The sequence below is a fragment of the Devosia crocina genome (assembly GCF_900116545.1).
Taxonomy (GTDB): domain Bacteria; phylum Pseudomonadota; class Alphaproteobacteria; order Rhizobiales; family Devosiaceae; genus Devosia; species Devosia crocina.
The window spans coordinates 52503-73613 of record NZ_FPCK01000001.1; the positions used below are offsets into that span (position 1 = coordinate 52503).

Genomic DNA, 21111 nt, shown 5'->3' on the forward strand with positions numbered 1-21111 from the left:
CGTTGCGCGTCCGGCAGCTTCCGGCCCCGCCTAACGTGGCCTAGCAGAATAATGATCGAGCCCGCAGGAGCGATGCCACCCTACTTTTCCATCCGGTACATCTGATAGGTCTTGCAGACCACGAGGAAGGCGCAGCCGGAGAGGGTTAGGTGGTTTGGGCTATTTTGGGTGATGGTGCCGCTGAGGCGATGGCCCATGAGGCGCATGGCGCCTTTCCAGCGGTTAGGGGCATCCTGGGTCATGCGGTCCGCCATAGGGCGATTGAGATAGGGCTCATATTGAGCGTTGTAGTTGGCGTCGGAAAGCCAGGTCAGCATTCCGCATAGCTGGGTGCCGTCGCCGCACATTTCGAGCGTGAAGCGGGTGTCCCGGGTGTCGAGTTCCCACACGCCGGCAGGAGAGGCGAGGGCAGGCGCAAGACTTGCCGCCGTTATCGTCAATCCCAAGGCGATCCGTGTCCAGCAGCGCATGGCGGCCTCCATTCTCTCGTGTCAGGCCAACTTGTTCGAAGGCGGCTGAACGTGCGGTGAACACTCCTTCCTTATTAGGCTACAGCAGTTAGAGGGAAATCCCCTTCTCGCCCAGCTTGTGCAGCAGCAGGCCGTTGAAGGCTCGGGCGATCTCGGTTTGCCGGGGCGGGCTCGTGCGCAGGGCGCCGCTGACGACCACGGCGCCGGTATTGATCTCGTCTATGCCAAGATCTGTGAGTTCGCTCAGGATCGCCCCGGCAAAACGGGTATCTGTGCGCAGGGTAGCGGCTGTTTCGCGCATCTCCGTCATGAAGATGTCGGGATCAACCGCGGCAGGCACCGTGTAGCGCGGGCGCAGCACGCCGAAATTGCGCGAGCTGTTCTTGAGCGCCTTGACGGTTGAGAAAGGGATGGAATGAAGCGCTCCGTCGGCATCGCGCAGGCGAATGGTGCGCAGGGAAATGCTTTCCACCACCCCGCTGCGATCGCCGGTGCTGACCGTATCGCCGATGGCGATCGTGTCTTCGGCAAGAATAAAGATGCCGGTGATCACATCCTGCACCAGTTGCTGGGAGCCGAAGCTGAGCGCGAGCCCGAAAACGCCTGCGCCCGCGATCAGGGGCGTTACATCGACCCCGATATTGGCGAGGACCGCGATGGCGGCGAGTACGATCAGCACGATCATGACGCCATTGCGCAAGAGCGGCAGCAGGGTCTGTACGCGGCTCGAGCGCCGGCGCGACCAGCCAAGCCCGTCGCGTGGCGTTAGTACGCTCGCGATCCAGGCGTCAAGGGCTACCCAGATCAGCCAGGCGAGGGCGATGCAGGCGCCTGCGGCCATGAGCGGCCCGGTGATGGGACGCCCCTCCGTAATGGCCCAATGCCAGATGTTGAAGCCCCAGATCCAGGCGATGACGCAAAGCGCGGCAATGCTGATCACCGTGTCGCAGAGGATGCGCAAGACCCGGAAGACCCCGTTGGTGATGACCTGACGCACGGCCAGCTGGCTGTCGCGAAAGCTGTGCTGACGCGGCGCAAAGAAACGGTTGAGGACGGAAATCAGCACCAGCGCGATCAAGACCACACCAAAGGACCACAGCATCAGCGTCAAGATGTCATTGTCGCGTTGTCCGGCGAAGATGCTTACGATGCTAAGAACGAGAAAACCGTAGGCAAGCAGGTGCCAGTGCCGCGACAGCCTGATCATGGCAATATGAAACGGGTTGGCCGAAGCGGCGGCCCGGGCTCGGGGGCCGAAAATCAGCCGGCCGATCGCCCGCTTATGGCGATAAACAAAGACGAGGACCAGAATGGCTGCAGTCAGGTTCAGCACGAAGCCGGCAAGATCGGCGGCGGACCAGCCGATGGTACGACGCAGGCTGGGGTCGCGGCCGAGCGCTGCAAAAACCGCCGCCAGCAAGACGCTGAGCAGCCAGGGATAGAAGCGGATCTGGCAATACCAGACGATGCGCCGGCCGCGCCAGGCAGCGAGGGAGGAAAGGCCTGAGATCACGAAGTCGGTGGTCAGCAGCGCCAGGATCAGCCCCACGGCAAGAGTAATGAAAATCGATGCGGCGGCCTCGTCGGGTGCGATGGTTCCGACAAGGGCCACCACAAGGATGAAAAGGGCGATATGCGCGAGAATGCGAAGCACGAGCCCGAAGGCAAGGCGACGCTTGCGCACGGGACGAACCGGGGCCACGAGCTGTCGGCCTACGCGGCGCACGAGGACACTGCCGAGAACGAGCAAAAGAAGGAACGGGCCGGCCCAGACGGCAAAACCCAGCAAGCGGCCACTATCGAGCCCTGCTTCGATGCGGTTGGCTATCTGGGCGCCCGCCTGCTGCGCTTTCTGGTCGATGCGCATGCCGAATGTCGTGGTCGGCAGGCTGGTGAGCACCTCGTCCGACCAGAGCGACAAGGCATCCACAAGCCCCGGCTCGGTGGGCTGCACATCGGGGGGCGTTTCTTCTGCACTGCCCGGAAGGGCCGATTGTTCGGCAGCGGATGCGGGTGGGAGGGCGCGCAATTGCTCGAGCAATTGCTGGCGCAGGCTCTCGCTTTCGAGCACGGTGATAAGACTATCGACCACCTCGCTGCGGCTTGCGGCAGGGGGCGCCGCATCCTGGGCAAAGACACCAGGTGTCGCGAGGGCTGCAAGGAGCAAGAGGCCGACAAGTCTGAGAAGAGGCAAGAGGTTCCACCTGACCACAACGATCGCAACGCAGCCAAGCCGTGTCGCAGCCTAAAGGTTAGCGGACAATGCTTGAGCTTACCACATGGTGGCCTTGGCGCGCTCGGGCCAGGCCTTGTCATAGGGTTCGCCACCTACAGTGTTTTCGCTCATTGCGGCAAGGATTTCGCCGGGCGAGGGCAGGCTTGCCGGATCGATATGCTGCTCGGGATTCCAGAGTTGTGAGCGCACGATGGCGCGGGCACACTGGAAATAGAGTTCGTCGATCTCGAGCACGATCACCGTGCGGGGCGCCTTTTCCTCTACTGCGAAGCTTTCGAGAAGGGCGGGATCGACGGACAGGTGCGCCCGGCCGTTGACGCGCATGGTCGTGCCGGAGCCGGGCAGCAGAAACAGAAAGGCGCAGCGCGGGTCGCGCACGATATTGCGCAGCGAATCGATGCGGTTATTGCCGCGCCGGTCCGGCATCATCAGCGTCTTGTCGCCGGCGATGCGGACAAAGCCCGGCTTGTCGCCCCGCGGCGAGCAATCGATGCCTTCGGGGCCCACCGTTGCAAGGGCGGCAAAGGGGCTCGCTTCGATCAGCCGGCGATAGTGCGGGGTCATGGCGTGAGCGACCTTGACGGTCGAGGCTGCAGCGGGCGCGGGCAGGTAGAGCGCTTCAAGCGCTTCGATGGTCGAGACGACGAATTCGGACATAGGTGACGCGGGCTCTGGGAAAGGTCAGCGCAGCGTGATCGGACAGGCGCTGGCGCATCGGGGTAAGTAAACCTATATCATGAGCCAATGACAGTGCGACAAAGGATTGATGCCATGGATGCTCATGCCTATCCCGTAACAAGGACCGATGCCGAGTGGCGCGAACGGCTGACGCCTGAGCAATATTACATCATGCGCCAGCATGGCACCGAGCGGCCCGGTAGCTGCGCGCTGCTGCACGAAACGCGCGAAGGCACATTTGCCTGCGCCGGCTGCGACACTCCGCTTTTCGGCTCGACTCTGAAATTCGAAAGCGGCACCGGCTGGCCCAGCTTCAACGATCCCCTGCCGGGTTCGGTTGAAACCACCATCGACCGCAGCCATGGCATGGTGCGCGAGGAAGTCCATTGCGCCACCTGCGGCAGCCATCTCGGCCACGTCTTCCCCGATGGTCCTCCGCCGACGGGCCTGCGCTATTGCATCAACGGCGTGGCGCTGGATTTTCAGCCGAAGTGATTATGGGACCCGCGGTGTGAGCTGCGGGTTTTCTTTTCAGAGTCCAGAATCCCGTCGGCAAGGCCCCCTCACCCGGCCCATTGGGCCGACCTCTCCCCCAGAGGGCGAGGTGTCGCTCCGCGACATTGGCAGACGCCCACCTCTCCCTCTAGGGGAGAGGTCGACGCGGAGCGGCGGGTGAGGGGGCCTTCTTGCGCCAGGCTCCTAGGTCCCCCGCGGCTTGGCCCTGTTCGTCGCCGCGGCGACGATGGGATCATCAGGCCAGGGGTGGCGTGGATATCGGCCCTTGAGGTCCTTGACGACATCTTTCCACGAGCCGCGCCAGAAGCCGGGCAGGTCGCGCGTCGTCTGAATGGGACGGCGGGCGGGGGAGAGCAGCACCAGAAGAAGCGGCACGCGGCCATTGGCGATACTCGGATGCCGGTCGAGGCCGAAGAGTTCCTGAACGCGGATTTCCAAGGCCGGGCCGTTTTCCGCGCCATAGTCGATGGGCAGGTGGCTGCCCGAAGGCGCGGAAAAGTGGCTGGGCAGCAGTTTCTCGATTTCCTGCCGCTTGGCCCAGGGCAGAAGTGCATCGAGCGCTTGGCCCAGATGATCGGCACTGATGGCGGAAAGCCGGGTTTCGCCCAAGATGTGGGGCACAAGCCAGTCCGGGTCCTTTGCCAGCGCCGCATCGGAGAGGTCCGGCCAATCCGCGCCTAGGCTCTGGTGCAAAAAGCTCGAACGGGCGCGCAGCGCCTTTTGATCCTTGCTCCACTGCAACGTTTCAGGTCGCTTCAGAGCAGCCTCGGCAAGGAGTGCGGCGGCCTCTTCGAAATCTGTGACAGGCGATGGCTCGTCCGCAAGCCGCAATGCATCGAGCCTGCGCCGGCGGCGGGCGCGGACGGCTCCGGACGCAGCGTCGAAGCTCATCACCGTTTCGCTCATGATATGGTGGCTGAAAAGAGTTTCGAGATCCACGGGATCAAGTGCGGTCGCGGCGCGGATGCGGCCCTGTGTGGCGCTGCCGGTCAGGTCCGCCACGACCAGAAAAGGCGCAGCGGCAAGAGCATGAGTTTCCTCGATCTGGGCCTGCCGCCCGTTGGCAAGCCGGAAACGTCCGCGCGCCCCGGCGGGTTGGGCGACCCGGTCGGGAAAGGCGCGCGCCAGGTGGTGGCCAGGCTCTCTCCGATCCTCTCTTTTGCCGCCGGCAAGGCTGGTCCAGCGCCGCGCCATGGCACGAGCGTCTTCGGCACGCCGGGAGCGATCGAGGCGGAAGCGCTCAAGCCGGCGCCCGAGGTCGATGTCGTCTCCTCCAAGACCCCGCTCGCCGATCAGCACGGCCAATTCTGCGGCGGTTGCCGCATCGCCATCATGCGCGCTCGCCATCACCATATGTGCAAGGCGGGGGTGGAGCGGAAGTTTTGCAAGGCTCCTGCCGGTTTCAGTCAGGCGCCCGGTCTCATCGATGGCGTCAAGCCGCAGCAGCAGGGCCCGTGCTTCGGCCCAGGCCGGAGCTGGTGGCTGGTCGAGGAATCGCAGAGCCGCGGGATCGCTGACGCCCCATGCGGCAAGGTCAAGCATGAGGCCCGATAGATCGGCCGCCAGTATTTCCGGCGTATCGAAAGCGTCGAAAGCCGAAGTTTGTCCTTCGTTCCAGAGGCGAATGGCAGTGCCTGGTGCGGTGCGGCCGGCGCGGCCGCGGCGCTGATCGGCGCCGGCGCGGGAGACGCGGGTGGTGGCAAGCGTCGTCAAGCCAGTGGACGGCTCATAGACCGGCACGCGACGAAACCCGGAATCGACGACGATGCGCACGCCCTCGATGGTCAGCGAGGTCTCGGCAATCGAGGTCGCCAGCACGACCTTGCGGCGGCCCGCCGGCGCGGGCTGGATGGCCGCATCTTGCTCGGCTGGGGTCAGTTGTCCATAAAGCGGGGCAAGATCGGTATCAGCAGGCAGCCTCCCGGCCAGCCGCTCGGCAACGCGCTGGATTTCCCCTTGGCCGGCCAGGAAAACGAGAGCCGATCCCTCATGCTCGCGCAGCGCGCGCAGCACGGCCTTTGTCACCTGGTCTTCGAGCCGGTCGAGCGGGTCGGGTTCGGCATAAACCGTCTCCACCGGAAAGGTGCGGCCGGGGCTGTCGATTACGGGAGCCTCGTCGAGCAAGGCTGCGACGCGGGCGCCATCGATGGTGGCAGACATGACGAGAAGGCGCAGGTCGGGCCGCAGCGCCCGCGCATCGAGCGCCAGCGCGAGGCCAAGATCGGCGTCCATGCTGCGCTCGTGAAACTCGTCGAAGAGCACGGCTGCAACGCCGGCAAGTTCGGGATCGTCCTGCAGCATGCGTGTGAAAACGCCTTCAGTGACGACCTCGATGCGCGTTTTTCCCGATATGCGCTGATCCATGCGCACGCGATAGCCCACGGTTTGGCCGACTTCTTCGCCCAACAGTTTCGCCATTTGCCTGGCGGCGGCGCGCGCAGCGAGGCGCCTTGGCTCAAGAACGATGATCTTGCCATCACTGCACCAGCTTGCATCGAGCAGCGCCAGCGGCACGCGCGTGGTCTTGCCGGCGCCTGGCTGCGCGACAAGGACGGCGCTTGTGCCCATCGCAAGCGCATGGAGCAGGCCGGGGAGGGCAGCGTCGATGGGTAGGGTCGGAAAAACCATCTCTTGAATTCCTTTACCCGGTGCTTACCCGCCCACTGCTATTCACTCAAGCGATGGCGCTGTCTGGTTAGGCTGCGCCCGTGGGGAGAGGACCCCGCTTACCCCAAAGAGCTTGCCCGGAGGACGCATGCAACTCACGCGTATCAGCAATAGCGAGTTGACCGTCGATGTCGCGGCTCTGGGCGCCGAGATGCAGATGCTCTCGACCCGGGACGGGCGCAACTGGCTCTGGAGCGGGGACGCGACCTATTGGACCGGCCGTTCGCCAATCCTATTTCCCATGGTCGGACGCGCGCCCATGGATGTCGTCAGTGTGGGCGACAAGCGCTATCAGATGGGCCAGCACGGCTTTGCCCGGCGCAGCGCCTTTACGCTGGTCGATGAGTGGCGGGAGCATTGCACCTATCGGCTCGAATCCTCGGAATCAACACTTGCCATGTTTCCGTTCCAGTTCCGGCTCGATGTGCAGCACCGGCTCGAAGGGCGCGCCGTGATCGTCTCCGCGGAGGTCACCAATCTCGACACTGCGGTGATGCCCTTCGGCATCGGCTTTCATCCCGCCTTTGCCTGGCCATTGCCGGGCGGGGAGGGACAGGCGCATTCCGTGCGGCTCGACAATGGCGGAACGCCCGATCTTTTCCGCCTTTCAGGCGGCCTCGTCGATCCCGCGCCGCAGCCCTCGCCGTTTGCCTCGGGCACGCTCGGGCTCGATCATGCCGATTTCGCGCAGGATGCGATGATCTTTCCCGAGGGCGCCGGGGCGGGCCTCACCTATGGCAGCCAAACCGGGCCTTCGGTGCGGTTTACCTGGGAAAACCTTCCCAACTTCGCGCTCTGGAGCAAGCCCGGTGCAAGGTTCATCTGTCTTGAACCCTGGCACGGCACGGCCGCAGAGGTGGGCGGCACGGACGCGCTCGAGGCCCGTCCCTATGCGGTGTTGCTGGGCCCCGGAGCGGTGGCGCGTTACAGTTTCAGGGCAGAACTGAAGGGTTGACCGCCTCCACGTTCTTCTTTCTCCGGTCCGATAGGGCTATTCCGCAGCCCCACGCTGATCATCCAGCATATCGGGTCCGTTGGGATCGCCCGGCGCTGTTTCGACCCCGAGATCGGGGAAGGCGGCGATGCGCTGATTGCGAAAATCGGTGCGGATGACGATCAGGCCCCGCTCTTCGAACCAGGTCAGCAGCCGTCGTGCGCGGCTCGTTGAATGGGTGCCATAAAGCCGCGCGATGGTGGCGTCGGAGGGACAGGGTGCATCTGTTAGAGCCGCCTGTGCCACAACAAGAAACACGCCCTGCACATCGTCCGTCAGCGTTTCCGAAAGCGTCATGGCTTGCTGCCAGCCATCGGAGGCCACAGTTTCTTCGTCGGGCGCGACACGGGCGACCGCCAGAAGGCGCTTGAAAGCGGGAAGAGGCGGGGGCTCGCCGGGAACTCGCCGGATGCGGCAGCGCACCAGAAAATCCTGGTAGAGCTGCGCGGTGTTGCGGAAACCGGCATCGGGATCGCTCATCAATTCGGTCATCACCGTCTTGATCGTTTCCTCGCGCTCGGCTTCGTCGATTTCGGGAAAGAGCGAGACCGGTGTTTCCGCTTCACGCTCGGCGCGGGCGCGCGTCACCTGCGCCAGGAGTTCCGTGGTCGAAGGTGGCGGCGGGGGCGGTGGACGGCGCACGACGGGCCGTGCCAGCTCCTCCGGATCCATGGTGAAGATCAGGTCCGCGGCATCGGCAGGGGCTTCGGGCAGGGGGGTGAGCTTGGGACTGGTCGAGCGCGCCGAGGTTTCCACCGGTCCAATGACGATGGGCAGCGGCCGGCGCGACACGGCGGGGCCAAGAGCCACGAAATGACCGCGCGCCAGATCACGGAACTGTTCGGCCTGTCGCCGGTCCATGCCGAGCAGATCGGCCGCACGCGCCATGTCGATATCGAGGAACGTTCGGCCCATCAGGAAATTGCTGGCTTCGGCGGCAACGTTTTTGGCGAGTTTGGCCAGGCGCTGGGTGGCAATGACGCCGGCAAGGCCGCGTTTGCGGCCGCGGCACATGAGATTGGTCATGGCGCCGAGCGAAACTTTCCGCGCTTCGTCGGAGACTTCGCCGGCGGCAGCGGGGGCGAAGAGTTGGGCTTCGTCGACAACGACGAGCACAGGGTACCAATAGTCGCGATCGGCATCGAACATGCCGCCGAGAAAGGCGGCAGCGGCGCGCATCTGCTGCTCGGCATCGAGCCCTTCGAGATTGACCACCACCGATACGCGGTGCTGGCGCACGCGATTGGCAATGCGCGTCAGTTCCGCTTCGCTGCGGGTCGCATCGACCACGAGGTGACCGAATTTATCGGCAAGGGTGACGAAGTCTCCCTCGGGATCGATGACGCATTGCTGCACCCAGGGCGCCGATTGCTCGAGCAGGCGACGCAGCAGGTGGGACTTGCCGGAGCCGGAATTGCCCTGCACCAAAAGTCGTGTGGCCAACAATTCCTCGAGGTCCATGTGGGCCGCACCGGCCCCCCGGCTCTCGCCCATGTCGATCGCAACCTGCATCACAACTCCAGCACACGCACGCGCCTTTGTAACACGCTCTGTTCGCGATTGGGCAAAACAGGGTTCTTTTTCACAGGGGAGTGTTGTAGGCCAGAGTAACGAGGGCTCAGCTTGCTTTGCCGATCGGCGCAGTCGAATGGCGAAGGAGCGTCAAAAAGTAGGCGGGGGTCCAGGGCTCTCGCCACGGCCGGGCTTTCTCGCGACCATGAATAGCGCGGCCTTCTTGCTCGGTTGCCATTCGTGTTCAACGGAAAAACCGGCTTTCACCATAGCGCTCCGCAGCTGATCAGGCGTCATCACATCAAAGTGGGGAAGCAATCCGATACGATTGCTGATTGGTGCGAGGAAACGGCTGAATGGCATCATCTCCCCCAGGCAAGACGTGCTGGAAACAAATGCGCCACCCGGCTTGAGTGCTGCAAAGCTTTTGCCGATGGCATCCTGTTTGTCCTTAAGCAGGTGCAGGATGGAGTGGCCCATCACCACATCGTAGCACTCGGGGGCGAGTTGAACGGTCTCGATGCTGCCAATCCCGAACTCGACGTTGTGGATTTGCGCCGCCATGGCTTTTTGGGTGGCGATCTCGATCATGCGGGGAGAAAAGTCGATGGCGCGGATGTGGCGCACAAATGGAGCGTGGGAAATGGCAGTCGAGCCTGTGCCACAACCGAACTCGAACACGGACATTTCTGGCCGCAGCAGGCGGCGGGTTGCTACAAGCTTGGTGTCATATGCCGCCTGATCAGCCACAGGTTGTGCCGCGTATCGATCGGCCAGCCGATCCCAGAAAGCCGAACGTGCTGCCATGATCATGCGCTCCAATTCATGAAGCAGTTTACCTCATTGTCGGTACAAACGGATGACGGCGGGAGCGATATCAGGGCAAACTGCGGATTGAGAGGTTGCGGCTACAATTCTTGTATGGAAGATCTGCGGTGAAAACTGTGGATCGCGCGCGGGGAATGCTGTCATCAGCGCGGGTCCGGCACATGGTCAGGCAATGGAGAATCACTGTCATGGCAAATGAAACGCTGGAAAGCGGAGCTGAAACCATCGCCATGCGGGTGGTCGGCGCCTTGCGCGACGAGATCGTGTCCATGGCGCTCAAACCTGGTGACGTGATTTCGGAAAGCGATATCGCCGCCCGGTACGGCGTTTCGCGACAGCCGGTGCGCGAGGCTTTCATCCGGCTGGCCCAGCAGGGCCTCTTGTTGATCCGGCCCAAACGGGCGACCGTGGTCAAGAAGATTTCGCCCACCGGCGTGCGTCAGTCCCGCTTCATCCGAGAAAGTATCGAGGTCGAGATTATTCGCCGGGTTGCCGGGCAGCCGGGGAGCGATGCGGCTCAGGTACTGGGCGACCTGATCGCGGAGCAGGAACAGGCCTCCTCCGCCAATGACAGCCGGCGCTTCCATGCACTCGATGAGCTTTTCCATCGCACGCTCGCGCGGCTGGCTGGCGTGGAATATGCCTGGCAGCTGATTGATGATCACAAGATCCAGCTCGATCGCGTGCGCTATCTGACGCTCGGGGTATCCTCAAGCCAACGCGCCATCGCCGAGCACAAGCAGATCGCTGAAGCTGTCGCCAAAGCTGACCCGGAATTGGCCGAGATCGCCATGCGGGCGCATCTGGCGCGGGCAGAAACCTTGCTGACCCAGACCATCGAGGATTTCCCGGACTTTTTCGAATAGGCTGTCTGGCCGCTTCTTTTCTTGTTGAGCGTCAAGGGAATTCCCAGTTGACCGCAAGGCCTGCTCTGGTCACGCTGCACATCCTTTGCCCAGCGAAAAGCGAGCGGATGGCCATGACGCGACAGGACTGGACGACGATCTGGCCCCCGGTCAGGGCTATCTATCGCCACTTCCTCGGTGGCGCCCGCTGGATGTTGATCGGCACGACGCTGGTCATCCTTGTGGGCGCGCTGATCGGCGTTGCGACCCCATACATCTTTTCGCGTCTGGTCGACGAACTGGCAGCCGGTAACCTTGCTGCAGGGCTCGTGGCGGGTTTTGTCGCTTATGCCGTCATGCGGGGCTTTGAAACCCTTTTTGGCTATGCGACCAACTACTTGTCGCTGATGATGGCGGAGAATCTGAGTTTCATCACCGCGACCGAATTCTTCGCCAAACTGCTGCGTAAGCCGGGTACCTTCTTTATCGAGCACAATCCCGTCGCCATTCAGACGGCGCGCTCGCAAGGAGAAAGCGCCGTGCAGATGATCGCCCAATTGGGTCTGATCATCTTTATCCCCGGCACTGCCCAGATCGCGCTGTCTATTGCTCTACTTGGGGCAACGATCAGCCTCGAGCTTGTGCTGATCGTCTTTGTTTACGGCGTCGGCTTTATCACCCTCACTTATTTCGCCAATCGCTGGACAAGGCCGCTGCTCGATCAGGCCATCGAGGCCTATCAGGAAAACGCGACCTTTGTGGGCAATGCCGTCAACGCCATGGAAACCGTCCGTTATTTCAATGGCGACCGCTGGATCAGCCGCCTTTTTGCCGACAAGGCGGAGCAGGTGCGCGCCTCGTGGGTGGGATGGGCGTGGCGTCGCATCGCCCTTTCAGGCATTTTTAGCATCGCGCTCGCCGCCCAGCTTGCCGTCACCTATGTGCTGATGCTGCCGCGCTTTGCGGCGGGCGAAATCAGTGTGGGCGACATGGTGCTGATCAATGTCATTCTGGTTCAGCTCACCCGACCCTTCGAGATGATCGGCACCGCCATCGACGACATCATGCGCAGCATCTCGCGCTTCCTGCCCTTTGCCCGCATGTGGCAGGAGCCGGATGATGCTGCAGCAGATGGCGGCTCGTTTCTCGGCGATATCTCAGGCCATATCCGCTTCGAGGCTGTCGGGTTCCGCTACGGCGAGCGGCAAACGCTGCGGGACGTCAGCTTCAGCGCCGAGCCGGGGCGACTGACCTTCATCACCGGGCCAACAGGTACGGGCAAGACGACGCTGTTCCGGCTGGCGCTCAAGTCGCTTGAACCCACCGAGGGTCAGATTTCCGTCGATGGGATCGCGCTCAACGAAATCGCGCGCGAAAGCTGGTATGCCCATGTCGGCGTCGTGCCGCAGGACGTCATGCTGCTCAACGAGACCCTGGCGGTCAATATCACGCTTGGCCGTCCTCTCGAGCCCGATCGCCTGCGCCGGGCCGCTACGCGTGCCTCCATTCTCCAGTTCATCGAAAATCTTCCTGATGGATTTGAAACCAGCGTGGGGGAAAGAGGCTTGAAGCTATCGGGCGGTGAGCGGCAGCGCGTCTCCATCGCGCGGGCGCTTTACGCCGATCCGAAAGTGCTGTTTCTGGACGAAGCCAGTTCGGCCCTAGACGAAGACACGGAGCGTCAGATCATGGGTGAATTGCGAGCACTCGGTGCCGTCACCATCTTGGCAATCACCCATCGCCGCAGCGTCATCGGCCCGGACGATCAGATCATTACGCTGGACACCAATCCGGCCAATACCACTGCGGAGAGCAAGACATGAAAACGCGGCGACTGGGCAAGACGGGGTACGAGGTCAGCGAGATCGGTCTGGGCTGTTGGCAATTGGGTGGCGATTTCGGCCCCGTGGAAGACGATGCCGCCAGTGCGATCCTCGATGCCGCCAACGAAGCGGGGATCAGCTTCTGGGACACGGCCGATGTTTATGGCAATGGTCTTTCCGAGCGGCGCATCGGCAGCCACGCCAAGGCGGCAGGGGTGAAGGTGGCCACCAAGCTTGGGCGATCGGGCACGCTCTATCCTAACGGTTACACGCGGGATGCGGTCCGCGAGAGCCTCGTGGGTTCGGCACAGCGGCTCGGCGTCGACACACTCGACCTAGCCCAGCTTCACTGTGTGCCGACCACCGTTCTGCAGTACGGGGAGATTTTCGGCTGGATGGACGAATTCCAGTCCGAAGGGCTGGTGCGGCACTGGGGCGCAAGCGTGGAAACGATCGAGGAAGGCTTGATCTGCCTCGATCAGCCCGGCTGCGCGACCTTGCAGATCATCTTCAATCTCTTCCGTCAGGATGCTGGGGAAAAACTTCTGCCGCTCGCGGCCGAGCGTGATGTCGGCATCATCGTGCGATTGCCGCTGGCAAGCGGTCTTCTCAGCGGCAAATATGACAAGAATACCAGCTTCGATGCCGCCGACCATCGCAACTACAATCGCGACGGGCAGGCCTTTTCCGTTGGCGAGACCTTTTCGGGCATTCCCTTCGAGCGCGGCGTCGAATTGGTTCAGGAGCTCAAGGGGCTTGCACCAGAAAGCATGCCGATGAGCCAGTTCGCCCTGCGCTGGATTCTCGACCATCCTCAGGTCTCGACCATCATCGCCGGCGTCTCCAAGCCCGAGCAGATTGCCGACAATGTCGCGGCAAGCGAGGCCCGCAACCTGTTCCCGGCCCTGATGACCCAGCTTGGCGAGTGGTATGAAACCGCGGTGAAGCCGGAAATCCGCGGCGGCGTGTAACCCCTCCCTTCGCTTGGCCAGGACGCGGACCACTAGCGGAACCGCGTCCACGCACCTAGGTTAGCTTCACACCACAAACAAGACGAGCTCACTTATGACCCATTCTGCCTTCGAGCTTTTGCGTGACGAGACTGTCAGCGAGATCAATTCGCAGGCGCGGCTCTACCGGCATCGGAAGACCGGGGCGGAGGTGCTCAGTCTGGCCAATGAGGACGAGAACAAGGTCTTCGGCATTACCTTCAAGACCCCACCCGAGGATTCCACGGGTATTGCCCATATTCTCGAGCACTCGGTGCTGTGCGGCTCGCGAAAATATCCGGTCAAGAAGCCCTTTGTGGAGCTGCTCAAAGGCTCCATGCACACTTTCCTCAACGCCATGACCTTTCCGGACAAGACCGCCTATCCGGTGGCAAGCGCCAATCTCAAGGATTTCTATAACCTCGTCGATGTCTATCTCGATGCGGTGTTCTTTCCGCTCCTGACCGAAGAAACCTTCGAGCAGGAAGGCTGGCACTACGAACTCGAGAGCCTTGATGCGCCGCTCGTCTATAAGGGCGTTGTTTTCAACGAAATGAAGGGCGTGTTCTCTTCACCCGACTCGGTGATGCACGACCAGACCCAGCGCGCGCTTTATCCCGATACCACCTACGGCTTTTCCTCGGGTGGCGACCCCAGGGACATTCCCGCGCTGACCTATGAGCAGTTCAAGCGCTTCCACCAGACGTTCTACCATCCCTCCAATGCCCGCGTGGTCTTTGCTGGCGACGACGAGCCGGAAAAGCGCCTTGCGATCCTCGATGAGGTGTTCAGCCAGTTTGAGGCAGCGCCCGTCGATGCCGAGGTCAAGCTACAGCCTCGCTGGAATGCGCCGCGGCAGGTGAGCGGCACCTATGCCGGCACCATCGATCCCGAAAAGCGGCGCGATGGCATGGTTAGCGTCAACTGGATGCTCGATCCGCCTTCGAGCCGTGACGAGACCATGAGCCATGGCATCCTGAGCTATCTGCTTGCCGGCAATTCCGCTGCGCCGCTGCGCAAGAAACTGACCGAGAGCGGGATCGGCGAGGGGATGATCGGAGGCGGAATCTCCACCTGGCTGCGCCAGCCCATGGCCGGTTTTGGGCTCAAGGGGATAGACCCTTCCGACGCGGAAAGGGTCGAGAAGCTTATCCTCGACACGCTTGAGGAGATTGCGGCCACTGGCTTTTCCGAAGAGCAGCGCGAAGCGGCGCTCAACACGTTCGAGTTTCACCTGCGCGAGCAGAATTCAGGCGGCCAACCCCGTGGCATGAGCTACATGTTCACAGCGCTCGGCCAATGGCTCCATGGCGGGGATCCGCTCGAGCCACTGACCTTCGAGAAGTCGCTCGATGCCATCAAGGCCAAGGCAGCTACCGGGCATTTTGAGAAGGAAATCCGCCGGCTCTTCCTGGATAATCCCCATCGCGTCACCTCCCGGATCGAAGCCGATCCGGAACAGGGCGCACGGGAGGCGAAGCGTGAGGAGGACAAGCTGGCCGCGGTGCGCGCCGGAATGGATGAAGAAGCCCTCAAGGCGACGATTGCCGAGACGGAAAAACTTCGAGCTCTCCAGGAGGAGGTGGATTGTCCCGAGGATCTGGCGAAAATCCCGACCCTGACGCTGACCGATCTCGACCGCTCCATCCGCACCGTCGCGACCGATGAGAGCGTACTTGCGGGCGTGCGGTTCATGCATCATGACCTGCCCACCCTTGGCATTCTCTATCTCGATCTCGGCTTCGATCTGCGGGTTCTCGATCCGGAGCTTCTGCCCTATCTTCCGCTTTTCGGTCGTGCGCTGCTGCAGACCGGCACAAGCAAGCAGGACTTTGTCAGCCTCACCCAGCGTATCGGCCGTTCGACCGGTGGCATCGCCCAGCATCGCAGCCTTGCAACGCGGCTGGACGATGGCGAAACGGCAGCATGGTTCTTTCTCTCGGGCAAGTCCGTCGCGCCAAGGTTCGGCGAGATGCTCGACATCATGGGCGACGTGCTGCTCGATGCGCGCCTTGAGAATCGAGAGCGCATCCGCCAGATGGCGCTCGAGGAAAAGGCAGGCTTCGAGGCCCGCATGATCCCGGCCGGCAATTCCATTGTCGATACGCGCCTCAAGGCCGGCCTGACCGAAGCCAGTTGGGTCGCCGAGCAATTGGGCGGGGTGAGCTACCTGACCTTCCTCCGCGATCTCGTCAAACGCATCGACACAGACTGGGCCGGCGTCGAAGCAAAATTCCGCCAGATCCGCGACACGCTGTTCAATCGCCCCCGCATGGTGGTCAATTTGACGGCCGAGGCAAGCCTGCTTGCCGAGGCACGCACGGCGCTCGAGGGTTTTGTCGAAACCCTGCCAAGCAAGGACGTCCAGCTCTCGGACTGGGGTTTTGCGGGCGTCGCGAAATCGGAAGGGCTCGTAATCCCGGCGCAGGTGAACTATGTCGGCAAGGGCGCCAATCTCAAGGCTCTGGGGTTCCGAACGAGTGCGGCGTCCGCCGTCGTCCTGCGCTATCTCAACACGACTTACCTCTGGGACAAAGTGCGCGTGCAGGGTGGCGCCTATGGCGGATCGAGCCGCTTCGATCTCTCCTCAGGCAATTTCTCGTTCCTCTCCTATCGTGACCCGAACCTTCTCAAGACGCTCGATGTCTATGACGGCGCGGCGAGGGCCCTGCGGGCAGGGATCGGAGAGACCGATCTCACGCGTTCGATCATCGGCGTGATCGGCGACGCCGATCGTCCCGAATTCGTCGATGCCAAGGGCTATTCGGCCATGTGGCGCAAGCTGACCGGCACCACCGACGCCGTCCGCCAGCAGCGGCGGGACGAAATTCTTGCCGCCAGCAATGATGACTTCCTCGCCCTTGCCGACGCCATCGAAGCGGTGGCCCAAAAGGGGCATGTGGTGGTGCTTGGCGGCGAAGCTGCAATCACGGCTGCCAACGACGAGCGGCCGGGTTTGCTGGAGGTGAACAAGGTCATGTAAGGTCTGCTGGTTGTTCAGCGCAACCCCTCACCCTAACCCTCTCCCCAGAGGGGCGAGGGGACATAGCCGGTGCTCTTGAAAAGCCATCGCCCCAAACGCGATCCATTCCCTCGCCCCTACAGGGGAGAGGGTTAGGGTGAGGGGTGAAAGCCTCTCAGTTGGGCCTTGATCCTAAACCCCTCATCCTGCCTTTCGGGCCACCTCTTCCCTCAGGGGGAAGGAAGACACGCCCGCCCTCAGCTCAGTACCTCAGCCAAAAACGGCAAGCTGACATCCATGCGATAGTCGACACCCGAGTGATTATCGGCGAATTCCTCGTAGCGGTGGGCTATGCCGTTCTTTTCGAGCGTCCGGTGGATGCGCCGCGAGCCATAGAGGATATTGTACTGATCCTCCGTGCCGCAGTCGAAGTAAAAGCCCTTGAGCTTGCCGATCTCGGCGTAATGGGCTTCCACCGTTCGGGCTGGATCCCAGCCAAGCCAATTGTCCCAGCGCTCGGCAATCAACTCGCAGGTGTCGAGCGTCACAGGCAAGCGCAGCCCGAGAAACGCGGAGAGGTCGGGGTCGAAGCTGGCCGCTTGCGCCAGGATCATCAGGGTCAATGTATCCTTGCCGTCGAATTTCTGCTTGCTCTCGAAGGCATTCATCCACTTTTCGATCGAATTGTCGAATTTGGCGAGCGCCCGCAGCGTATTGGGAAACTCCGGCAGATAGAGGTTTTCAAAGCCGGCGTCGCCAGAATGGCTCGCCGCGGCCGACCAGAAATCGGCGTGGCGCATGGCGTGAACATGGGCGCCGAAACCGCCTGAGGATTTTCCGAAAACGCCTCGTTTCCCCGATCCACCACAGTTGAATTTCTGTTCGACGGCCGGCGCCATCTCGCCAATGAGAAAATCCTCGTAATTCCCCAGAACCGGACTATTCACATACTGATTGCCGCCAAGACGCGAAAAGCAGTCGGGAAAGGCCACCACGACCGGCGCCATCTTGCCCTCGCCGATCAGCCGATCGAGCCGCTCGGGGACGTTTTCGCCAAAATTCTTCCAGGCTGTATGGGCGGGGCCGCCCGCGGTATAGCCCACGAGATCCACCAGCAAGGGCAGGCCTTCTCCGGTGTGGCCGGCAGGCACATAGACATCGACGATGCGCGCAGTGGGGTCGCCGAGCAGATTGCCGGCAAGCGCCTTGCTCTCGACGGTGAGGCGATGAACGGTGCCGGGGGTGTGGGTCGTACGGCGCATGGGCTTGCTCCTGTTTCCTCTGCTGGCGTGATGTGGCGCACCGCGAGCCTATTGGCAACTGTTGAACCGGTTTGGTTTCTCCTGCGTTGGAGCGATCATGGGCTTTCTCATCGATCGCGACCTTTATATTCCTGCTATCGACGCGTGGATCGATCCGCCCGATCCGCGGCCGCGCGCCATTATCACCCATGGCCATGCCGATCATGCGCGCTCAGGCCATGGCGCAGTCCTTGCGACGCCCGACACGGTAGAGATTATGAAGGTGCGCTATGGTGAGGATTGCGCGGGCGAGTTCCAGAAGCTCGAATTCGGCAAGCCGCTCGACATCGATGGGACCGAAGTCACCTTCTTTCCAGCGGGGCATATTCTCGGTTCGGCCCAGGTGCTGATCGAGGCCAAGGGCCAGCGCGTCGTGGTGACCGGCGACTACAAGCGCCTCCCCGATCGCACGGCCCAGCCTTTCGAGCCGGTTTCCTGCGATCTTCTCGTGACGGAAGCCACGTTTGGCCTGCCGGTCTTTCAGCATCCCGATCCCCGCGACGAGATTGCCCGCCTTCTCAAGTCCGTTGTGGCACAGCCCGAGCGAAGTCACCTCGTCGGTTGCTATGCGCTTGGAAAAGCGCAGCGCGTCATCGCGCTTCTGCGTGATGCCGGGTGGGACAAGCCGATCTATCTCCATGGGGCGATGATCAGGCTTTGCGAACTCTACCAATCCCTCGGCGTCGACCTCGGTGAACTCATTCCGGCGACCGGCATGCCCAAGCCGGCCATGGCAGGCCAGATCGTCATTGCGCCGCCTTCGGCCATTCGCGATCGCTGGAGCCGGCGCTTTCCTGATCCTGTCGTTTGCCAGGCCTCGGGCTGGATGAGCGTCAAGCAGCGTGCCCGGCAGGCGCTGGTCGAACTGCCGCTCGTCATTTCCGATCATTGCGATTGGGGCGAGCTTAATACCTCCATCCTCGAAAGCACGGCCGAAACGGTCTGGGTCACCCATGGCCGTGAAGATGCGCTGGTTTATTGGTGCCGTCAGCAGGGGCTCGATGCCGAGCCGCTGGCCTTGCCGGGCCTCGATGACGATGGCGGGGAGGGCGGAGAATGAAGCGCTTCGCCGATCTCCTCGAACTCCTCGCCCTCACACCCTCGCGCCTGAGGAAGCTCGAAGCCCTGCGCCGCTACTTTTCCGAAGTGCCCGATCCTGATCGGGGCATTGCCCTCGCGGTCCTGACCGGCGAACTCGACGTGCGCAACGTCAAGCCGGCCCTGCTGCGCGACACGGTTCTGGCCGAGGTCGATCAGACGCTTTTTGCGCTCTCATACGACTATGTCGGGGATCTGGGAGAGACCATCGCCCTGATCTGGCCGCACAAGGCCGAGGGTGAGCTTCCCGGTCTTGCCGAGCTCGTCGATCTTCTCAATCACACGAGCAAGGCCGACTTGCCCAGGGTCATCGGCGGCCTCCTGAGCCAGGCGGCGATCCATGAGCGTTGGGCGCTGGTCAAGCTGGCAACCGGGTCGCTGCGCATCGGGGTTTCGGCACGCCTTGCCAAGACCGCGCTCGCCGAGATGAGCGGGATTGACCTCCAGGAGATCGAAGAGGTGTGGCACGGGCTGAAGCCGCCCTACGCCAACCTTTTTGCCTGGCTCGAAGGCAAGGCGGACCGTCCCGACATCGACCACACGGCGCGCTTTCATCCCCTGATGCTGTCCAATCCGATCGAGGACCGGGATTTCGAAAAGCTCGACCCCCGCGATTTCTCGGCCGAATGGAAGTGGGACGGGATTCGTGTGCAGCTCGTCATGGGATCGCAAGGCGTGTCCATGTTTTCGCGCACGGGCGACGAGATCAGCGCTTCGTTCCCCGATGTCGTCGAAAGCGCTCTGGGTCAGGCCGTGCTCGATGGGGAATTGCTGGTCGGGCACGATTTTGATGCGCGCAGCTTCAATGATCTGCAGCAGCGGCTGAATCGCAAGGTTGCCCAGGGCAAGCAGATGCAGGAACTGCCGGCCTTCGTGCGGGTCTATGATATCCTTTTCGACGGCGACGAAGATGTGCGCGCTCTCGGTTGGGAAGCGCGCCGCGCACGGCTCGAAGCGTGGTTTGCCGAAAACCCCCAGACCCGCCTTGATCTCTCAGAGGTCTTGCCCTTCTCCTCATGGGACGATCTGGGCAAACTGCGCCGGCAAGGCGCAGACGAGCACGGGCATGAAGGGGTGATGATCAAGCTCCGAACCGCGCCATATGTGCCGGGGCGCCCCAAGGGCAACTGGTACAAGTGGAAGCGCGATCCCAATGTGGTCGACGCGGTGTTGATGTATGCCCAGCGCGGCCACGGCAAGCGCAGCTCCTACTATTCGGACTACACGTTCGGCGTCTGGAAGGGCAACGAGATCGTGCCCATCGGCAAGGCCTATTTCGGGTTCACCGACGAGGAACTGAAACAGCTCGACAAGTGGATTCGCGCCCATACCACGGCCAGCTTCGGCCCGGTGCGAGAGGTCAAGAAGGAGCTGGTGTTCGAAGTTGCTTTCGACAGCGCTCAAAAAAGCGGCCGCCACAAATCCGGCGTCGCCCTGCGCTTCCCCCGCATCAACCGTATCCGCTGGGACAAGCCGGCCCAGGAGGCGGCGCGGCTGGAGGATATGGACGCGTTTGTGGGATAACCGGGTTCCCGCACCCCCACCTAGCCTCCCCCTCCAGAAGGGGGAGGGATCTGCCGGTGGCTCACATGTCTCCCAGCAAACTCGATCCGCCCCTCCCCCTTCTGGAGGGGGAGGATAGGTGGGGGTAACCCTCAAGCCACTGCGCGGCGCAACCCAGCTGTCGGAAACTTCCTTCCTGCCTTGACCAGCTTACCGTTCATGCCCAGCATCTTGTCCCACAGCGCCACAAGAAGCGGGCTGGGAGTGGCGCCGGAGACGGATTTGTAGATTGCCTGGCCGGCTTTGTCCGCGGGCAAATAGCGCGCGAGAATGCCAAGGGCCGTGGCAGCGCCACGGGTGTTGCCTTGGAGGCAATGGATCATCAGCCTTGCGTCCCCTGGCAGGGCGTCGACGAATTCCATGATCTGGTCGATGTGGACCGACGTCGGGGCACCGGGCGCTGCCGGGTCGGTGACGTCCTCGAACCGGGCATGGAGCTGCCGGGATTTGTCGAAATCCGCGAGACCCAGATAGCGGCTTTCCGGGCCATAAATGGAAATGATGTGGCTAGGGGCCCACTCCGCCCCATAGCGCCGCGCCTCGGTCTGGCTGCACACCAACATGGCAGCTGGCCAGCGGTTGGGATGACCGGTGCCGTCGGTCAGGGGTGCAAAAAGGTCAGACATGGC

General features: G+C 62.5%; 16 protein-coding genes. 8 read left to right on the forward strand and 8 right to left on the reverse strand.

Translation table 11 applies throughout. The features are described from left to right. Window positions 1-80 precede the first annotated feature (80 nt). From BM364_RS00250 to BM364_RS00260, 3 genes are all read right to left on the reverse strand, one after another. Window positions 81-470 carry a DUF2147 domain-containing protein gene (locus BM364_RS00250; RefSeq protein WP_175528400.1) on the reverse strand — a complete coding sequence of 130 codons (390 nt, stop codon included), beginning with the start codon at window positions 468-470 and terminating at the stop codon, window positions 81-83. Window positions 471-558: 88 nt separating this feature from the next. Further along, window positions 559-2664, reverse strand: a complete 2106-nt coding sequence (locus BM364_RS00255; protein WP_139232438.1) for a mechanosensitive ion channel family protein — start codon at window positions 2662-2664, stop codon at window positions 559-561. A gap of 78 nt (window positions 2665-2742) precedes the next feature. Beyond that, the gene (locus BM364_RS00260; protein ID WP_092419321.1) at window positions 2743-3363 is read right to left on the reverse strand and encodes a pyridoxamine 5'-phosphate oxidase family protein; all 621 of its coding nucleotides are present in this window, start codon (window positions 3361-3363) and stop codon (window positions 2743-2745) included. Between the two features lie 114 nt (window positions 3364-3477). Between BM364_RS00260 and msrB the strand changes: the two genes are divergently transcribed. Beyond that, window positions 3478-3879, forward strand: coding sequence for a peptide-methionine (R)-S-oxide reductase MsrB (msrB, locus tag BM364_RS00265; protein ID WP_092419324.1), 402 nt, complete (start codon window positions 3478-3480; stop codon window positions 3877-3879). Between the two features lie 204 nt (window positions 3880-4083). Here the strand turns inward: msrB and hrpB are convergent, their stop codons facing one another. Beyond that, window positions 4084-6528: an ATP-dependent helicase HrpB gene (hrpB, locus tag BM364_RS00270; protein ID WP_092419327.1), complete on the reverse strand. Its 2445-nt coding sequence runs from the start codon at window positions 6526-6528 to the stop codon at window positions 4084-4086. A gap of 127 nt (window positions 6529-6655) precedes the next feature. Here hrpB and BM364_RS00275 point away from each other — a divergent pair, with 127 nt between their 5' ends. After that, complete coding sequence (locus tag BM364_RS00275; protein ID WP_092419330.1) at window positions 6656-7522, forward strand: aldose 1-epimerase family protein; 867 nt, start codon at window positions 6656-6658, stop codon at window positions 7520-7522. A 36-nt stretch (window positions 7523-7558) separates the two neighbouring features. On the opposite strand, the gene BM364_RS00280 is transcribed toward BM364_RS00275, so the two are convergent. Beyond that, window positions 7559-9073, reverse strand: a complete 1515-nt coding sequence (locus tag BM364_RS00280) for a helicase HerA domain-containing protein (RefSeq protein WP_092419333.1) — start codon at window positions 9071-9073, stop codon at window positions 7559-7561. Window positions 9074-9223: 150 nt separating this feature from the next. After that, complete coding sequence (locus BM364_RS00285) at window positions 9224-9880, reverse strand: class I SAM-dependent methyltransferase (RefSeq protein WP_092423689.1); 657 nt, start codon at window positions 9878-9880, stop codon at window positions 9224-9226. Window positions 9881-10089: 209 nt separating this feature from the next. On the opposite strand from BM364_RS00285, the gene BM364_RS00290 reads away from it, so the two are divergent. The 4 genes from BM364_RS00290 (at window position 10090) to BM364_RS00305 (ending at window position 16541) form a co-directional block, all read left to right on the forward strand. Beyond that, entirely contained in the window at window positions 10090-10767 is a 678-nt protein-coding gene (locus BM364_RS00290) for a GntR family transcriptional regulator (RefSeq protein ID WP_175528401.1), read from the forward strand. A gap of 113 nt (window positions 10768-10880) precedes the next feature. Beyond that, window positions 10881-12569, forward strand: a complete 1689-nt coding sequence (locus tag BM364_RS00295) for an ABC transporter ATP-binding protein (RefSeq protein ID WP_175528402.1) — start codon at window positions 10881-10883, stop codon at window positions 12567-12569. Further along, window positions 12566-13540 (forward strand): aldo/keto reductase, encoded by a 975-nt coding sequence (locus BM364_RS00300; RefSeq protein ID WP_092419342.1) that lies wholly within the window; start codon window positions 12566-12568, stop codon window positions 13538-13540. Before BM364_RS00295 ends, BM364_RS00300 begins: the two co-directional genes overlap by 4 nt. A 94-nt stretch (window positions 13541-13634) precedes the next feature. Then, entirely contained in the window at window positions 13635-16541 is a 2907-nt protein-coding gene (locus tag BM364_RS00305; protein ID WP_092419345.1) for an insulinase family protein, read from the forward strand. 236 nt (window positions 16542-16777) lie between these two features. Here the strand turns inward: BM364_RS00305 and BM364_RS00310 are convergent, their stop codons facing one another. After that, window positions 16778-17782, reverse strand: coding sequence for an alpha/beta hydrolase (locus tag BM364_RS00310; protein WP_092419348.1), 1005 nt, complete (start codon window positions 17780-17782; stop codon window positions 16778-16780). Between the two features lie 97 nt (window positions 17783-17879). On the opposite strand from BM364_RS00310, the gene BM364_RS00315 reads away from it, so the two are divergent. Both BM364_RS00315 and BM364_RS00320 read left to right on the forward strand, forming a co-directional pair. Then, window positions 17880-18881, forward strand: a complete 1002-nt coding sequence (locus BM364_RS00315; RefSeq protein ID WP_092419350.1) for a ligase-associated DNA damage response exonuclease — start codon at window positions 17880-17882, stop codon at window positions 18879-18881. Next, window positions 18878-20443, forward strand: coding sequence for a cisplatin damage response ATP-dependent DNA ligase (locus BM364_RS00320; RefSeq protein WP_092419353.1), 1566 nt, complete (start codon window positions 18878-18880; stop codon window positions 20441-20443). The genes BM364_RS00315 and BM364_RS00320 overlap by 4 nt, the downstream gene beginning before the upstream one ends. Before the next feature lie 131 nt (window positions 20444-20574). Here BM364_RS00320 and BM364_RS00325 read toward each other — a convergent pair whose 3' ends face one another. Continuing rightward, complete coding sequence (locus tag BM364_RS00325; RefSeq protein ID WP_092419356.1) at window positions 20575-21108, reverse strand: hypothetical protein; 534 nt, start codon at window positions 21106-21108, stop codon at window positions 20575-20577. Window positions 21109-21111: the final 3 nt, after the last annotated feature.

Coding starts and splice junctions, on each gene's coding strand:
- BM364_RS00250 (WP_175528400.1), bottom strand. CDS start 470: ATGCGCTGCTGGACACGGATCGCCTTGGGATTGACGATAACGGCGGCA.
- BM364_RS00260 (WP_092419321.1), bottom strand. CDS start 3,363: ATGTCCGAATTCGTCGTCTCGACCATCGAAGCGCTTGAAGCGCTCTAC.
- msrB (WP_092419324.1), top strand. CDS start 3,478: ATGGATGCTCATGCCTATCCCGTAACAAGGACCGATGCCGAGTGGCGC.
- hrpB (WP_092419327.1), bottom strand. CDS start 6,528: ATGGTTTTTCCGACCCTACCCATCGACGCTGCCCTCCCCGGCCTGCTC.
- BM364_RS00275 (WP_092419330.1), top strand. CDS start 6,656: ATGCAACTCACGCGTATCAGCAATAGCGAGTTGACCGTCGATGTCGCG.
- BM364_RS00280 (WP_092419333.1), bottom strand. CDS start 9,073: ATGCAGGTTGCGATCGACATGGGCGAGAGCCGGGGGGCCGGTGCGGCC.
- BM364_RS00285 (WP_092423689.1), bottom strand. CDS start 9,880: ATGGCAGCACGTTCGGCTTTCTGGGATCGGCTGGCCGATCGATACGCG.
- BM364_RS00290 (WP_175528401.1), top strand. CDS start 10,090: ATGGCAAATGAAACGCTGGAAAGCGGAGCTGAAACCATCGCCATGCGG.
- BM364_RS00295 (WP_175528402.1), top strand. CDS start 10,881: ATGACGCGACAGGACTGGACGACGATCTGGCCCCCGGTCAGGGCTATC.
- BM364_RS00300 (WP_092419342.1), top strand. CDS start 12,566: ATGAAAACGCGGCGACTGGGCAAGACGGGGTACGAGGTCAGCGAGATC.
- BM364_RS00305 (WP_092419345.1), top strand. CDS start 13,635: ATGACCCATTCTGCCTTCGAGCTTTTGCGTGACGAGACTGTCAGCGAG.
- BM364_RS00310 (WP_092419348.1), bottom strand. CDS start 17,782: ATGCGCCGTACGACCCACACCCCCGGCACCGTTCATCGCCTCACCGTC.
- BM364_RS00315 (WP_092419350.1), top strand. CDS start 17,880: ATGGGCTTTCTCATCGATCGCGACCTTTATATTCCTGCTATCGACGCG.
- BM364_RS00320 (WP_092419353.1), top strand. CDS start 18,878: ATGAAGCGCTTCGCCGATCTCCTCGAACTCCTCGCCCTCACACCCTCG.
- BM364_RS00325 (WP_092419356.1), bottom strand. CDS start 21,108: ATGTCTGACCTTTTTGCACCCCTGACCGACGGCACCGGTCATCCCAAC.